Below are 16,500 nucleotides of genomic sequence, written 5' to 3'. Positions count from 1 at the left end.
AAGGGAGCACACATGCTAAACCCTAGCACTGCAAAAGCAGTCATCGATCATGCGCTATTTTTAGGTGCCGATTTTGCCGAACTCTTTGTTGAACATCACCAATCTAACTCTGTGCAGTTAATTTCAGGTGAAATCGATAAAATCAACTCAGGGATCGACTTTGGTATTGGTATTCGTCTATTTTTCGGATTTAAAGTTCTGTACGGCTATACCAACAGCACAGACGAAGAAGAGTTGAAACGCGTTACTAGCCTACTGGCAGCAAAAGATAAACGTGAACAAATTTTATCTGCTGGAAGTTTGAATTTAAACCGATTTTCCAATAAACACAGTTGCCAGTTACCATTAAGCCAAGACGCTAATATGGCAGCAAAAATTGCGTTTCTTCGCCAAGCAGATGAAGCGGCTCGCGCTGAAAATGAAAAAATTAGTCAGTTCATCGGTAACATTGCTCAACGTGAACAACAGATTGAAATCTTCAACTCTGAAGGTTTGCACATTGGGGATACTCGTCATTATACCCGTATTTCTGCTAATGCCGTCGCGCAAAATGGTAGCGAACAATCCACTGGCTATGAAGCGCCTGGCGCATTCACAGGTTGGGAATTTAATAGCAAGGTCAATCCAGAGCAGTTAGGTCAAGGAGTGGCTAAACAAGCGATGGTTAAACTGTTTGCTGATGCTTGTCCGTCTGGTGAAATGCCAGTGATCATCGGTAATGGTTTTGGCGGGGTGATCTTCCACGAAGCGTGTGGCCACTTGCTTGAAACCACCTCCGTTGCGAAAAAAGCCTCTGTTTTCTACGATAAAATGGGCGAAACCATTGCTAATTCAGTCGTGAACGCAGTGGATGATGGCACGATGGTAAACGAATGGGGCTCTATCAATATTGATGATGAAGGCATGGAAACCCAACGCACTCAGCTCATTAAAGACGGTAAACTGACTAGCTTTATGGTTGATCGTATGGGTGGTATGAAAACAGGCTTTGCTCGTACAGGCTCTGGTCGTCGTCAATCCTATAAATTTGCGCCAACTTCACGTATGCGTAATACCTTTATCGAACCCGGCGATAGCAGTCTTGACGATATGCTAGCGGGTGTTGAGCGCGGTATTTACGCTAAGAAAATGGGGGGTGGTTCAGTTCAACCCGGTACAGGTGAGTTTAACTTTGCAGTGCAGGAAGCCTACCTTGTTGAAAACGGTAAAATCACTAAACCTTTAAAATCTGCAACTCTAATTAGTACTGGTCCTAAAGTATTAAAAGAAATCAGCATGGTTGGTAATGATTTTGCCCTTGCGGCAGGTATGTGTGGTTCTGTCAGTGGTTCAGTACCAACAACTGTGGGTCAAGCTGCATTGAAAGTTGATAATATTCTTGTGGGAGGTGGTAACTAATGGCTGATCAAAATAAATTACAGCAGGCCATCGACCATGTGCTTGAGCGTGTAACTCAAAAAGGCGCGAGTGCCGATGTGATTGCTAATCGTAGCAATAACTTCTCGCTTAAAGCCAATAATGGCGAGCTCGATGAATACAAGGTAACGTCAGGACAAGTGATTGGCGTCCGCGTGGTAAAAGATCAGCGTATTGCCACCAGCTATTCTGAGTCATTAGATCCAACGAGCCTTGATCTAATGGTTGATAACGCGCTATTGAACGCCGAATATTCACAGCAAGATCCACATCAAACCATTAGCTGTATTGATAGTAAAATCAGCACAGATTTAAGTGAGATTTATCAAGATGATGATGGCGATGTAGATCAAAAGATCGCTCTAGCTCTATCACTAGAGCAAGGCGTAGTAAACAAACCAGACGCTAAAAGCGCGCCATATAATGGCTTTGCTGAATCAGACGCCCATGTGATTTTAGCCAATACTCAAGGTACGCTTTGCCATCACAGTGAGCGTTCGACCTACTGTTATGCTTACAGCTTAATTGAAAAAGACGGCAAGCAAGCGATGCATGGCGGTATGTCATCAGGTCGTAAGTTCAGTGAGTTAGATGCTAACTTCTGTATTAACTATGGCTATGACATGGCAAAAGCCCTACTCGATGGTTCACCTATCGCTACCAAACAATACCCTGTCATTTTCACCCTAAGCTCACTTAGTAGCTTATTCGGTGCATTTGGAATGTGTACTTCTGGTCAAGCTGCAATGAAAGGCATTAACCCTTGGCGTGATGCGATTGGTAGCCAAGTGGCGAGTCCACTTATTACCATCACTGACAAAGCTTATATTGAAGGCGGTTTTTCTATTAAAGCCTTTGATAGCGAAGGTTATGCCACTCGCGATACTGTTCTAGTCGGTGAAGGTCAACTAAATAGCTTGCTGCACAATAGCCATACCGCGAGTTACTTCGGGATCGACAACACCGCGAATGCATCACGTTCGGCAAAAGGTGGATTAGGTGTTGGCTCTCGTCACACGGTTATTTCTGAAGGTGTGAACAGCATTGCTGAAACCACTGCAGGTGAATATGTAGAGCTTGTTGAATTGCAAGGTGTTCACTCTGGCGCTGATGCTATCAGTGGTGATTTCTCATTTGGTGCGAGTGGTTTCTTATGCCGTGATGGTCAACGTATTCAAGCAGTACGTGGTATTACGGTAGCAGGTAACTTCTACCAAATGCTCAAAGAAATAGACGCGGTAAGTAATGTATTAGAACACGATTACAATCGAAGCTTCTATGCGCCAAAAATCCGTTTTGCTCGCCTAAATATTGCTGGTAAGTAAATAAACCGATAAAACCTTGCGACTGTTTACTTGTTCAAATAAGTTATTCAGACGTAAGGTTTTATTTTATCTAACTGAATGCACAAGAAATAGGATATACAGGTAGATTAAAATCATGTTCAATTTTAATAAATTTTCCTTAATGAGTAAGAGCAATCAAAATGTCTAATGTCGTTCAATTCTCTGCATTCAGTGGTAATAAGAAAAATAGCGCGGCTTCACCCTCCACATCACCTAGCCCTAAAGCATTAAGGGAAGAAGCCGCACTAAAACAAGACAATTGCTGCTACTTTTGTGGCACTCAAAAAGATCCCAAAGAGCTAAACTGGCTGAATAAAGTAGGCTTTAAACAAAAAACGCATGTTGTTTGCGGTACGTGTAGCTCTGAAGCTAAATCAAGATCAATGGATGAGCTACGCATCATTCTTGCGCTTAAAGCAATGGATTTTAGAACAATTAAACTCAAACAGTTTCTGGAATTAAGAGAAAAAGGCGTTCAAATAGATGGAGTTCGCGACTACAAATTCTACTTTGAAACCATTAATTAATCACATAGCGCATCGCTTTTAACAACATCGATTAACGGGTTTTATTTATTCCATTTTTTGTTTTTTAGATATTGTAAATATCACGTTCATAATCAATTCAATTGTTCTATGTTATTTGCAGCTAATCAAAATGAGATAATAAAAAATGAAGGATTATTTTAATACCCATTACCCTGATGTTGAGTACCTTCGCCGTAAGGCAAAATTCAACTTACCTAAGTTTGCATTTGAATATGTCGATGGCGGCTGCAACATTGAAATGGGACTCAAACGCAATACTCATGATATTCGCCAAATTGAGCTAATCCCCTATTATCTTCGTGATTACAATTCGATTTCTTTAAAAACCACCCTGTTTGGCGAAACGTATGATGCGCCATTTGGTATCAGCCCTGTGGGTTTACAAGGTTTGATTTGGCCAAATGCACCAGAAATATTGGCGCAAGCCGCTTTTGAGCAAAATGTACCTTTTATTCTTAGTACTGTTTCAACCTCTCCGATTGAGAAGATTGCCGATATCACAGAAGGTAAAGCATGGTTCCAGCTCTATCACCCTGTTGATGACAAGATTACAGATGACTTACTTAAACGCTGTGAAGACAGTGGGATCAAAACATTAGTATTGCTTTCTGATGTCCCTACTTTTGCTTATCGCCCTAAAGAAATCCGTAATGGTTTAGCTATGCCGCCCAAAATGACATGGCAAAACATTGTCGAAATAATGTTGTCACCCAAATGGGCATTAGCCACGTTGAAAAAAGGACAGCCTCAGTTCGAAACTTTATCTAAATATATGTCAGGCTCAATGAACATGCACCATCTCGCATTATTCATGGATAAAACCTTTAATGGTCGCTTAAGTGAAGATAAAGTCGCACGTTTACGTGACAAGTGGATAGGCAACCTAGTATTAAAAGGCTTATCAACGGTTGAAGACAGTCAAAAAGCCATTGCGCTTGGCTTAGACGGCATCATTATCTCAAACCATGGTGGTCGACAATTAGATGCAGGGCCTTCTACTATTAGTAAATCCATTGAAATAATGGATAAATGCAAAGGTCAAATTACGATTATGATGGACAGTGGTATTCGTGACGGAGCTGATATTGCTCGTACACTCTCAACAGGAATTGAGTTTGCCTTTCTTGGTCGCAGTTTTATGTATGGTGTTGGTGCGTTGGGTATTAACGGTGGTCATCACACTATTAATATGTTGAAAAGACAACTACAACAAGTGATGGAACAATGTTGTTGTGAATCAGTCAGTAGCCTTACTGATCATATTGCCAAACGTAACCCTTTTACGTTGGATTAAGGCACTGTCTGTACTCATTGATTGTGGGTGCAGGCAGTTTAAAAAACCAACAGCGTTATAGCTAATCTTTTGATTATTCAATAACTTTACTTTAGATAAAACAGTAATATCATAATAAATACAAAAGGTTACTTATATATTTAAATTATACCTACAGAGTAAACTGCGCTAAGATAGAAAAAAATATAAGATCAAATTACTGTTATGAACCTTACTGCCATCTCTACTCTTCTTATTGAAAATAAGATTTTCGCCAATCCTCGTCGTATTGCTCTACTCAATGCCATCCACCAAACAGGTTCGATAAGCAAAGGAGCAAAACTTGCAGGTATTAGTTATAAAGCCGCTTTTGATGCCGTTAAGGATATGAATATTCTTGCTGGCTCTGCACTTGTAACAAGTGAAAAAGGCGGTAAAGGTGGCGGTGGCGCGGAGCTCACGCGATTTGGTTTACGTTTAGTGCAAATGTATGAACTGCTAAATCAAATTCAAGATATGGGCTTAAAAGCCTTAAATGATGAAAGCGCGCCATTAGATAGCCTGTTGGGTGTCATGTCTCGTTTTTCATTACAGACAAGTGCGAGAAATCAATTCTTTGGACACATTAGTTCTATCGAACATCATAGCCTGCATGATCGCGTTACAATTACGCTTACCGATACGCATAATATCTCTGCCACGATCACCCATGGCAGTACGGTAAAACTTCAATTGGAAAAAAACAAAGATGTCGTCGCTCTGATTAAAGGCCCAGCGATTACAGTTTGTAGTGAAGAAAATATGATCCACGGAAAGCGTGATCGCTTTGATAACCAATTATTAGGCACGATAACGTCGATTCAGCAAGATATGAAATCAACCGAGGTTACCATCGCATTAAATAATGATATTACAGTCTGTGCCTTAGTGGACAATCAAGATCTGATAGAAGAAAACCTCCGTGTCGGTATGTCTATCTATGCCCTCTTTAAGTCAAACCAAGTCACGATCGCCACAATGTGCTAACACACTTATGGAATATCAACAAAACCACTGTGATCATGCTTTATATTTAATTGTTCAGAAAAAGACTGATACTCTTGGTATTGTTTATTGATCAAGGCCGCCCCACTGCAAACCATTAATATAAGCGCTAAACGGCTTAACCAAATGTTTTCTTTTTGTATTGAATAAAACAATAAAATAACAGCGAGAAGCAATAGAACTACACTCTCAACACCTATATTGTGTATAAAGAAGGTGACCACTAAATCAATCCTAAAGGCATAAGTGGACGCAGTTTAATGCTTTTCAAGTGGAAAGCATTTAAAATATTAGCAAAACTCTAATATTTTGCACAACCCTGACAATTCAGTGTGAAAACATAACTACCTCAACAATACTGATGTTTATTTAATCGTGACAATTGTTCAAAATTGAATCAACTTTGTTTAAAGTCTATTTAGCAAATAACATTCTGAACGTAACTCGTTCCAAAAACATTTTGCAACAATACAAAAGCCTCCCTCCTCTAAATGAGATAGGGAGGCGAATTATGTTTGACTCTATATAACTAGCCCGCCATCGACTTTCAATGTTTGACCAGTAATGAAGCTTGAATTATCACTCGCTAAAAATAGCACACCATTTGCAATATCTTGCGCCAGCCCCATACGTTTTAGCGGCGTTTTAGAAACCATATAATCGATAACTTTTTCAGGTAAATCGACTGTCATTGGCGTTTCAATAAAACCAGGTGCAACACAGTTAGCACGCACTTTTGCACCTTTACGTGCAAACTCTTTTGACCATGATTTTGTCATTGCAATCACGCCAGCTTTTGTCGCTGCATAGTTGGTTTGACCAATATTACCGTCGGTGCCAACCACTGATGACATTGTGATAATAGAGCCCGAACCTGAAGCCATCATTAACGGAGCAATGGCTTGTGTCATGTTAAACACGCCTTTCAAATTGACATCAATGACAAGATCCCAATCATTCTCCGACATATTTTCAATTAAGTTATCCCGTGTAATACCTGCGTTGTTCACTAATACGTCAATGGTTCCATACTGTTGTGCGATTTTTGTGATCGCCTCCGATACATTAGCTCTATCGCATACATTTAATTCGAGTGCAGTTACATTAGGAAATTGTTGCTCTAAATCGGCCATGGCGCCAAAATTCATATCACATACAAATATATGCTTTGCGCCTTGGTTAGCAAAGGTTTCGACAATACAGCGACCAATACCTTGAGCACCACCAGTTACAAGGCAAACCTTATCCGTTAGCATTTTTACTACCCCTCTTAAAAAGACATTTTTACTCTATATACTTATTATTACGTCCAATACATAAGCTCTAATCTTTACGGCTTAATATAATAATAGGTAACCTGTCCTCAGCGTGCAGTTGCATTAAAGCAATTCACTCTTGCATATAATCAAATAACGTTCCACAAATAAGAAAAAGACAAAATTACCGTGAAGATTGCTTTAAATCATAAACTATAACGTTACTATTTACATTTGATACTCCTGAACGTTATTAACAATGCAAGGAATGCGAATGTTAGACAAAATTGTTTTTTTTCTTCATGTCGTACGCTGCAATTCAGTGACGGATGCTGCAAAACAATATGGTATATCGCCGTCTGCTGGTAGTCGCTGGCTCACAGAGCTTGAAGAAAACATGGGAGTTAGCCTTGTTAAACGTACCACGCGAAAAATCACACCAACACAAGCTGGCAAATTACTATTTAAACAATTTAGCCACATCAATAATCAAATAACCGATGCCATTAATGAAATACAAAATTTAGGCAATGATGATATTGGTACAATAAAAATTGCTAGTACCCCTTTGTTTGCTAAGCATTTTTTGAGTAAAATTATTGGTGAATATATCAGTAATAACCCTACTATCAATTTTGTTGTGATCGAAACAGCGTTTGAAGTGGATAATGTCCACGATGTCGATTTTGCCATTCGAGCAAATGCAACTTACCGCGGTTTTCAAAACAAAGACAGTTTACTGGTTAAACGTTCTCTTTTCAGTGAACCGTTAAAAGCCTGTTGTTCGCCAAGTTATATTCAACGCTATGGAGAGCCAATAATACCCCATGATCTAAAAAAGCATTTGTGCCTATTTGCAACAACATTAGTCGGTGGAAACAAGTGGATCTTTGAACAACATGGTGAATATAACTCTGTTCAAATACCTAGATCGGTAGAAGTAGACGACAGTGAAATTTTAAAAAATATCGCCCTAGCCGGTGGAGGGATTGCTTACCTGCCTTACAGTTTGATTAAACACGATCTTCAAGAAGATCGGTTAGTCACGGTATTAAACAATTATGTTAGTAGCGAATTTGAACTGAGTTTGTATTATAAACCAAGAAAATATATGCCAGTGCGATGCGCTAATTTCAAAGATTATCTATTACAACGTGTAAAAGAACTTAACCTCGAGCGTCAAAGCCCTAAACAAAACTAGAAGCCTTACAGCGTATGCTACATATTGATTTATCATCAAATGTATACACACAGTAAGGCTTCAAGAAAAACGGTTATTTATAACTGATTATCACTTAATTAACACCTAAAGTATTTCAACTGTTCGCTTTGCTTTTCAGCAAGATCAGATAACTCTTCACTTGCAACCGTACACTGGCTTAAACCTGATGCATTTTGTCGAATGATATGATGAATATTCTCAATACTATTACTGATATCCATTGTGACTTGTAACTGCTCTTCAGAAGCTGTTGAAACATGGGTATTCATATCACTATTCATTGAAATAGCCGCAGTGATGCCCTCTAGCGCTTCATTTGCTTTAAAAGCAACTAATTTATTGCTTTCTAATGTATCAATTGCAGATTGCATACGCTCATTTGCTGAGGTCGATTGCTCTTGCAGACGCTCTATAATCTGCTGTGTTTCTTTTGTTGATGCTTGTGTTCTTGCTGCTAACTGACGAACTTCATCAGCCACCACGGCAAAACCGCGACCACTTTCTCCTGCGCGTGCGGCTTCTATCGCAGCATTAAGTGCCAATAGATTAGTCTGTTCTGAGATGCCTTGTATCGAGTCAATAACTTGGCTAATTTGCGCCGATTGTACTTTTAGTTGCGCAACAACATCAGCGGCCTCCACTAATGATTCAGCCATTTCTTCATTTGCTTGTTGGTTGTTAGAGAACAAATCAAGGCTCTTATTAGCCAACTCACTGGCACTTTTTGAATTTTCATCAGATTTTTGTGCAGCTTGAGTAACTTCTTGTGCCGTTGTTGTTAATTGATCGATTGCTGTTACCACTTGCTCAATCTCAATCACTTGGTTATTTGCGTGAGTCTCAGAATCTTTCATCACAATTGATAATTCAGTCGATGAGGATGCGACATTACGACCAACTTCATTTAATACCGCCACAGTTGAACGCAATTTAACAATCATGCGATTTAAATTACGTGCCAATTCACCCACTTCATTAGAGCCGTCAACGGTGATTTCATCTTTCAAGTTACCATCAGCTATTTTCTGCATTGCACGTTGCAAATCAGTAATTGGCTTAACAATCATTGAACCAATGACTAAACAAATAATAATAGCGATTATCAATGTAATGATAAATTCATAACCAATCGCATTTATTGTTTGTCCGTGCTCTTTCTTTTGCTGGGTGATATAAGCATCTGCGGTTAAATTTACACGCTTATCCAACGCATCAATTGCTGAAATCATGTCATCACCTAATTGGCGATATTTAACAATATATTTTTGATATTCAGAGTCGGTTATTTGACCGGAATGCCTAAGATCAAGCACTTCTAACATTGTGTCTCGGCTAAAGCTAATATAGCTGATCATTAATGTTCGAAATGCTTCTAATTCTTGGTTTATTTCAGGTATCTTTTGCAATTTTGCAATCGCATTTTTGTTACTTAACTCGCTACTATCAAGAGACTTGGATAAACGTGATAATAAATCTTTATCATAAAGCGCATAAATTGCACTTACTCTCATTGCGTAACTATTGCTAATTAAACTCGCGGTACTATCTTTAGCTTCAACAACTAATTGTGTTGTTGCGTTCATTTTATCAACACTTTCTATAAGGTTATTTCGCCCTAGCATTAGTCCAATAAATAATAAAACAGCCATAAATATAACAGGAATAACTAACTGCAGCTTTATTGATATATCCTTAAGTAAAAACATTAACAACTATCTCCATGTTGTTTGTATTCGTTTTTTATTTCTCGCATCATAAACAGTATTAAATAAATATATCAATAATTTTATTGATATATTTATAAAAAATAATGAATTACTAAAAATCAAGGTAAATCATACGGTTAATTTTCATTATTTATTTATTCAATCTTATGCATGTTATTTATTCATTATTTAAAAAAATAAACAATCATGCTTTAAATAATTATTTATTTTATTAATTGATGTGATATTTGAGCAATATCAGATATTAAATCTTCATTCACATTACACACAGTATATTAATCTTAATTTACTACATTTCATCCAGAATTTTTTACTTGATGTAGAAATATTTACTCACATTTAGGGAATAACCAACCAAACTAAATACCTAAAAAACACCAGTGTATACCAATAAAGCCTTCACTCTTTTTAAAAAGAGATTATGATTAACAAAGCAAATCGCACAAACGACGATATTTAATACACTATGAATTTATACAACGTACTTCTCCGTTACCCTACTTTACGGACTTTGCTCAACTTTAGAACCAACATCGCTGCATTTAGCTTCATTACTTGCTCAGTACCTTTGTTCCTTATGGGTCATGTAACCATGGGGATTGCATTTTCTCTGGGTAGTATTAGCTGTGGCTTTGCTGATACGTCTAGTGTGACAAAATATCGCATTCTTGATTTTTGTATCGCTATTCCTGTTTTCTTTCTTATCAGCCTAGGAACTGAAGCCGTTTTCCCACATTCAGTCTTATTTGTTATTAGCTTAACGGTTGTCAGTTTTAGCTTATTTATGTTGGCTGTTTTAAGCCCAAGGCTAGGGGCTATCGGTTTTGCCTCCATATTACTCGCTATATACGCTATGTTACTGCATTTAGATGGTCGACCTATTTGGCTTGTTCCTTTGTGGTTAACCTGTGGCGCTTTGTGGTACATTTTTTGGCAAGCGTTAGCCATCTACTTTCTTCCGAACCAAGAATCCAAAGATATCCTGTCTGATTTGTATCAAGCGATTGCTAAAAAGCTTATCACTCACGATCACGGCTTTATTTTTTCTTCCGACAAAAATGAGTTGTTTATTAAATCGGCGCAATTACGATCCCAAATTGCGGGCTTATCTCACACCTTAGAAGGTCGAATTCACCAGCAATTTACTGCTGGTGAAGATAGCGCAAAACTGCAAGATATTTATCGTTTCTTAAAAGTTGCTGAGCGTATTAACGAACAAACACGTCTACTTTATTTCATTCCAACTTCAAATCTCCAACAAACATGTCCTGAGTGGTTAGATAAGATTCACCAAGCAACGTTAAAAATAAGTCAATATTTAGAGCAAGTGACTGTCGATAATGTACATCGTATAAACGTTCCAAATATCGACTTTGAAGAGTTACGTCGATATACAATACAAGAAAATATAAAAGAGGAAGCCCTGGCTGCGCTTTCATATATAAATAAACTCGATATTATCTACTTAACACTTCAGCAGTTGAGCCAACAAACAAGCCAGACATTAAGTTCTAATATTAGTAAGCCAATTGTTGTGTCGTGGAAATGGCGCGAGTTAGCCTCTAAGTTAACCAGTCAAATGACGTTAAAATCGAGTTATTTTCGACATGCACTTCGTGGTACATTAAGTTTAGCGACAGGGTTAATTATTGTTCGAACATTAAACTTAGACTTTGGTTTTTGGACTCTTATGACTAGTTTGTTGGTATTACGTCCGAATTTATCAATGACATGGACACGACTACTTCAACGATTAACCGGTACAATTTGTGGTTTATTAGTTGTTGTTGCCTTACTGCACTTCCAAGTATCCACAAGCATCCTACCGTTCATCTTTTGTATCGCTGTAATACTTTTTTTCCACACCTCAGCACGTCATTACGGCTTTGCGGTATTCTGCGTGACTTTGTTTGTATTCGCAGGCTTCTCTCTTAACGGACAAGGCGATAATATTCTTTTACCTCGCCTAGACAGCACTGTTCTGGGTGTTTTCTTACCTTTATTATTTGTATTTATCTTATCACCTGGTTGGAATAAGAAATTATTCCCAACTCAATTAACGGCAACAACAACAGGCTATATTGATTATCTGGTCTCTTTAAAAATGTACGTAGCAGATAAATCAGATAGTACGGCCACTCAGTTACAACGTCACTACCAAGATTGCGTGGTTAACGATACCAATCTGTTTGATCATTGGATGGGCTATTTAGGTGAACCGCATAGAAAGTCACAAACAGGCGAGCATATTTTATTATGCAGTCGCAGCTCTAATATTATCTTGCGTATATTGACCCAACTGAATGAAAACAAGCAGTCTTTGTCACTGGATTCTACCATTGATAGTGATCTAGATAGTGTAATTGCATCTCTAACAGAGCTAGATAAAACACTTAAGAAATCGCAAAACCACACAGAACTATTTAAGCACATATCAAAACAAGAGAAATTGATTTATCAATCTTTCATCTATATTGAAAATGAAATATATAAACTTGATAACCATACTTTACTGCAGTTATTAGCAAAAGAAGTGGACTTATTTACATCCGCAATCAAAGTTAATAATATTTAACTCTAGAGAGCCCGATAAATATTATCGGGCTTTTAATCATGTCAAGTAGTCCCAGGTTTGCCTTTCCATTAAAGGGGAGCTAACCGGATAATAAAGATTTCTTTGAAACCCTCTACCGAATAATACTCTTTGAGGGTAATCTTGCTTACTACCTTAATTTTTTAGCTTCTTTACTGACTAAGTTGTCCAAACTTGGGCAAACTCTTCACAAACCTTTGGTGTACGTCCATGTAGGTGTGCATATAGATCTCATCAATACGCTCATTACTTGGAAAACTCGATGAGAAATCAACATGTTTGCAGTCAATCGACAACTTAGCGGCTTCGATAATATGTGCAATAAACATGCGAGGATCTTCCAATCCAATAGATATACGCATAGTTGTTGGCTTAATACCTGCTTCATTGAGCGCGTCGTCACTCAACTCTGAGTGGGTGGTCAATGCCGGACATAAGGCAACTGTGTTGGTTTGCCCCAAGCTCACTTGCATACCAATGGCGGGTTCAAGCATGTCGAAGAACTGCTTAAACCCGTCACGATTAATTGGCGCACGATCGCCGCAACCCTCCATATCAATAGTAAACAGCGCTGCCGGCAGTCCCAGATACATATTGTTCTGGCAATGCTCATAGTTATCACTATTAGTTAAGGCAGGACATGAAACATTGATGTCTGGATGAGCATCAAAGATCTTCGCCAGAGTCAGTGTATTAATGGTTTTCTGTACCACTCGCATCTCATAAGTTTTCATGCCATTGAGCACTTCAAACGCTTTGTCTGCATCTAAGAAGGCACCTTTGATGTAATACACATTCCAAAATAGGGTTTCACACCATGGAATTGTCGTCTCATCGCCATTAGGTTTGGTGAATATCACCTCTTCTCCTTTAGGTACAAACATGGTCTCGTTGCGGCCAATCACGACACCGGCGGTTGTGGTACCTGAGCCTGCGAGTTCCTTGGTATAAGAGTGAATCACGTAATCCGGTCTTTCCATCACATCATCGCGTTTTAGTACAGGATGTAGTAATGGCGTGCCGACTGTTGAGTCGACGATGATATCCCACCCGCGAGAGTGAGCAGCTTTACTGATGTTGGCGACATCTAATACATAGCCATGTGGATTACACGGTGACTCAAGGTAAACGTATATCTTTTTACCACCAGCGAGGCGATCTGCATACTTGAGTTCAACCTCATCAAGGCGAGCTGCAAATTCATCACCAGAGAAACCATCCACCCACTCTACCGCGACATTCAAGTTCGAGGGCTTACCAAACCAGTCTTCCAAAAGTTGGTACGAACCGCCGTAGATATTACGTGAAGCCAACACAATGTCTTCATGCCCAAGCAAATGACTAAGTAAGCCATCGATAGCCGCCATACCCGAGTTAAAGTTCCATGCCAAGTATTCGTTGGCTCTCGTTCCTGCCTCCAGATCAACCATGTGATTCGCCAGAGAGATTGAGGTTGGGTTAAGCAATCGAGAATAAATATCGTGCAATGGCTCTTTACCGTTGAACGCGTCTTCAATCCACTCGGTACACGCAAATAAATAGGTTGCAGTCCGCGTGATTACCGGGCTTGCAGAAAAAATAGCCGCCACATTATCGAAGATAGGATACGCGCCTTTTGAGGCAAAGTTACCATTGTTAGTCGCAATAGATTGGTATGTTGCGCGCATTGGATTTTGAAGGTTATCGAGAATCTTCGCGATCTGGAATGATAGGAAACGTTTTGCGTTAAACCAAGCGATACGGTCACTCTTATCCAGCTCCGAAAGGCCATCAACCGTTATCGCCCAGAGATCATGAGTCTTGGTATTGGCTTGGTACAACGTCGTCGCCAGTTCCACCAACGTAGATCCATAATCGCTATTTGGGTCGATACCAAAATGTTTTGCTTGCTCAATAGCAAGGGCTTCTGCTTGTTCGTGTTTGGTTGTTTTACGCAATGGGCTAAGTTGAGTTGAAGTATTCATAGTTGCTAAATCATTCCATCCTTGTTGTATTTCTTTAATTCTAGTGTCGGACAGATGCTAAAGATTGCTATTTGCGTAGTAAGGCATACACTTTTAGCAATAATGTTGCTAAATAAAACCCAATATTGATGGAATATACCAATGGATGAGATCGATAAAAAAATACTTGATGAGCTGCAAGGCAACGCGCGTCTCACAAACCAAGAATTAGCCGATCGCGTATCACTTTCCCCTTCCCCTTGTCTACGACGAGTTCGAACACTGGAAAAACAAGGTATCATTCGGGGTTATCACGCCAGTGTCAATCAAGAGGCATGTGGCTTTCCCATAAATGTATTCGTGTTGGTAAAGCTTGAAAAGCCGACAGAAGAGAACATGAAAGACTTTGAGCAGCACATTGAAGCGATTGATGAAGTGTTAGAGTGCTTTCTGATGACGGGTAATCACGACTACCTTCTGCATGTGGTAAGTGAGTCCCTAAAAAGCTACGAGCAGTTTATCCGCAAGCAGTTGACTCGCCTACCCAATATTGCTTCGATTGAATCTAGCTTTGCATTTGGGCAAGTCAAAACAAAGACAAAGTTGCCTGTAAGGAAATGAATAAAGCAAACAAACCTAAACATGTTGATTTTCATACTCATTAAGAGATTAAAATAATAAGAAATAAAGGCATAGCAAAAACAACAAAATATACATTGTGATTTTGTTAATCACGTTAATCGCTTCGAGTACTGAATTATGGCGTTGTTATAAGCATGAGATCTTTATAAGTCTTGCGACTAAGCTGATTGACTGCTTTCATACGGCGTGCATCTGTGTTCCAGATGACACCATCTATTCCAGGCGTTTTACTGCCTTTGTTTTGAGATACACGCTTAACCGCAAGAAGCTTAGCTGAGCGAGAATGAGTTAAGAGCCACTGTAAGGAGTTCACCTTACCGTATTTCTTTTCTCTCGTTGCTTTTGCGATACGCATTTGAAGCTTTAATACGTGCGCTTCAGCGGATTTCCAGTCGATAGACTGCCACTGAGCACCGTCAGAAGATGCACTAATCTCTTTCGAGACCATCATTTACTTTTCTCCTTGAATAAAGTTCTTCAAATTCTCTCGCAATGGGAGACCAGTTGGAAGTGGGCTCACTTTCGTGATCAGACATGAGTCTGTATCTACATCATTACAATGTAGCTTTCGCTTTTTCCGACCTCCTATACTTGCATCACTATCGGCCACAAAGGCTTTCCCAGAGGGAGTGATACAGGCTTACCGTGTTCCGTATGTCACGTAAAATGTCAGCTTAGATGCCCACTATAGTGCGGAGAGTACTGTGATCACGAAAGAGTATTGTCCAACCTCTTTCCAACTCTCATTGCCATTTTGGCCACAGCGTATTAACCACTTCCGCTGTTTCATCACATAACGCACCTTTCATGGATTCACTTACGTTCATCATACTGACTACCTAGCACTTACCCGATTCATGTGGTTATCAGGAGGATCTGCCTCTCACGATTTCGATCCCGAGCAATTTGAAATTTCTCTTCGTTACATTGTCCGAGCCGCTGCTTTATTCAGGCTCGTAGGTTCATCTGGTGATACAGATAGTTCATTCATAAAGCGATGAACAACGCTTCATACGACTTCAGGTCGCACGGACATAAATGAGTTAGATTCTTAGCTCTATTTGGGGAGATTCGTATTAGAAAATATATGGAAAATCTATTTTAACTCTTGGTTTATCGTAAAAAATCGTCGTCACTGATTTCAATAAGTCATACTCGACCAGAAGGTCTACACCTCACGCTGCCAAACTCATATTAATAACTACCACCCCCTCTCTAACTTCATATTTCGAGCATTTTACATTTAGCTTACCGAGCAAGAACTTGCCCAAATCGAGCAATAAGTTGCCCAGCCGGGCAACTTATTGCTCGATATTTAATAGCGTAAAAACGCAAAATCTATACTTATCAGTAACTTAAAAACTGGCACACTTCCTGCTCTAACAGCACGTCATCACAGCATAGGCTGTGTCATTTACTCCATCATAAAATAGGATACTAAGATGCCAACTCCTTGTTATATCGCGATCCAAGGCCAAACTCAGGGTAAT

Annotated in this window: 11 protein-coding genes and 1 pseudogene; 8 read left to right on the top strand and 4 right to left on the bottom strand. The window is 39.2% G+C overall.

Features of this window, described 5'->3' with window-relative positions; genetic code table 11:
• Positions 1–12 precede the first annotated feature (12 nt).
• The 5 genes from C9J38_RS15350 (at position 13) to C9J38_RS15330 (ending at position 5,609) form a co-directional block, all read left to right on the top strand.
• The gene (locus C9J38_RS15350; RefSeq protein WP_107207845.1) at positions 13–1,398 is read left to right on the top strand and encodes a TldD/PmbA family protein; all 1,386 of its coding nucleotides are present in this window, start codon (positions 13–15) and stop codon (positions 1,396–1,398) included.
• Positions 1,398–2,741, top strand: a complete 1,344-nt coding sequence (locus tag C9J38_RS15345; RefSeq protein WP_107207844.1) for a TldD/PmbA family protein — start codon at positions 1,398–1,400, stop codon at positions 2,739–2,741. The genes C9J38_RS15350 and C9J38_RS15345 overlap by 1 nt, the downstream gene beginning before the upstream one ends.
• A gap of 161 nt (positions 2,742–2,902) precedes the next feature.
• The gene (locus C9J38_RS15340) at positions 2,903–3,289 is read left to right on the top strand and encodes a hypothetical protein (protein WP_107207843.1); all 387 of its coding nucleotides are present in this window, start codon (positions 2,903–2,905) and stop codon (positions 3,287–3,289) included.
• Between the two features lie 145 nt (positions 3,290–3,434).
• Positions 3,435–4,604 carry an alpha-hydroxy acid oxidase gene (locus C9J38_RS15335; protein WP_107207842.1) on the top strand — a complete coding sequence of 390 codons (1,170 nt, stop codon included), beginning with the start codon at positions 3,435–3,437 and terminating at the stop codon, positions 4,602–4,604.
• Positions 4,605–4,808: 204 nt separating this feature from the next.
• Positions 4,809–5,609, top strand: a complete 801-nt coding sequence (locus tag C9J38_RS15330; RefSeq protein WP_107207841.1) for a TOBE domain-containing protein — start codon at positions 4,809–4,811, stop codon at positions 5,607–5,609.
• A 539-nt stretch (positions 5,610–6,148) separates the two neighbouring features.
• Here the strand turns inward: C9J38_RS15330 and C9J38_RS15320 are convergent.
• Positions 6,149–6,883, bottom strand: a complete 735-nt coding sequence (locus C9J38_RS15320) for a beta-ketoacyl-ACP reductase (protein WP_107207839.1) — start codon at positions 6,881–6,883, stop codon at positions 6,149–6,151.
• 274 nt (positions 6,884–7,157) lie between these two features.
• On the opposite strand from C9J38_RS15320, the gene C9J38_RS15315 reads away from it, so the two are divergent.
• Positions 7,158–8,084, top strand: coding sequence for a LysR family transcriptional regulator (locus C9J38_RS15315; RefSeq protein WP_107207838.1), 927 nt, complete (start codon positions 7,158–7,160; stop codon positions 8,082–8,084).
• 98 nt (positions 8,085–8,182) lie between these two features.
• Here the strand turns inward: C9J38_RS15315 and C9J38_RS15310 are convergent, their stop codons facing one another.
• Positions 8,183–9,811 (bottom strand): methyl-accepting chemotaxis protein, encoded by a 1,629-nt coding sequence (locus tag C9J38_RS15310; RefSeq protein ID WP_107207837.1) that lies wholly within the window; start codon positions 9,809–9,811, stop codon positions 8,183–8,185.
• 487 nt (positions 9,812–10,298) lie between these two features.
• On the opposite strand from C9J38_RS15310, the gene C9J38_RS15305 reads away from it, so the two are divergent.
• The gene (locus C9J38_RS15305) at positions 10,299–12,407 is read left to right on the top strand and encodes an FUSC family membrane protein (RefSeq protein WP_233218514.1); all 2,109 of its coding nucleotides are present in this window, start codon (positions 10,299–10,301) and stop codon (positions 12,405–12,407) included.
• Between the two features lie 170 nt (positions 12,408–12,577).
• Here C9J38_RS15305 and C9J38_RS15300 read toward each other — a convergent pair whose 3' ends face one another.
• Entirely contained in the window at positions 12,578–14,389 is a 1,812-nt protein-coding gene (locus tag C9J38_RS15300; protein WP_107207835.1) for a PLP-dependent transferase, read from the bottom strand.
• Positions 14,390–14,530: 141 nt separating this feature from the next.
• Between C9J38_RS15300 and C9J38_RS15295 the strand changes: the two genes are divergently transcribed.
• Positions 14,531–14,989 (top strand): Lrp/AsnC family transcriptional regulator, encoded by a 459-nt coding sequence (locus tag C9J38_RS15295; protein WP_107207834.1) that lies wholly within the window; start codon positions 14,531–14,533, stop codon positions 14,987–14,989.
• A gap of 163 nt (positions 14,990–15,152) precedes the next feature.
• Here C9J38_RS15295 and C9J38_RS22055 read toward each other — a convergent pair.
• Positions 15,153–15,461, bottom strand: a pseudogene (locus C9J38_RS22055) (reverse transcriptase N-terminal domain-containing protein); the annotation flags it as partial.
• Between the last annotated feature and the right edge of the window lie 1,039 nt (positions 15,462–16,500).

Source organism: Photobacterium sp. GB-210, assembly GCF_003026075.1.
Taxonomy (GTDB): domain Bacteria; phylum Pseudomonadota; class Gammaproteobacteria; order Enterobacterales; family Vibrionaceae; genus Photobacterium.
The sequence above is the reverse complement of the archived record's forward strand: the minus strand, read 5'-3'. Positions and strand labels throughout refer to the sequence as shown.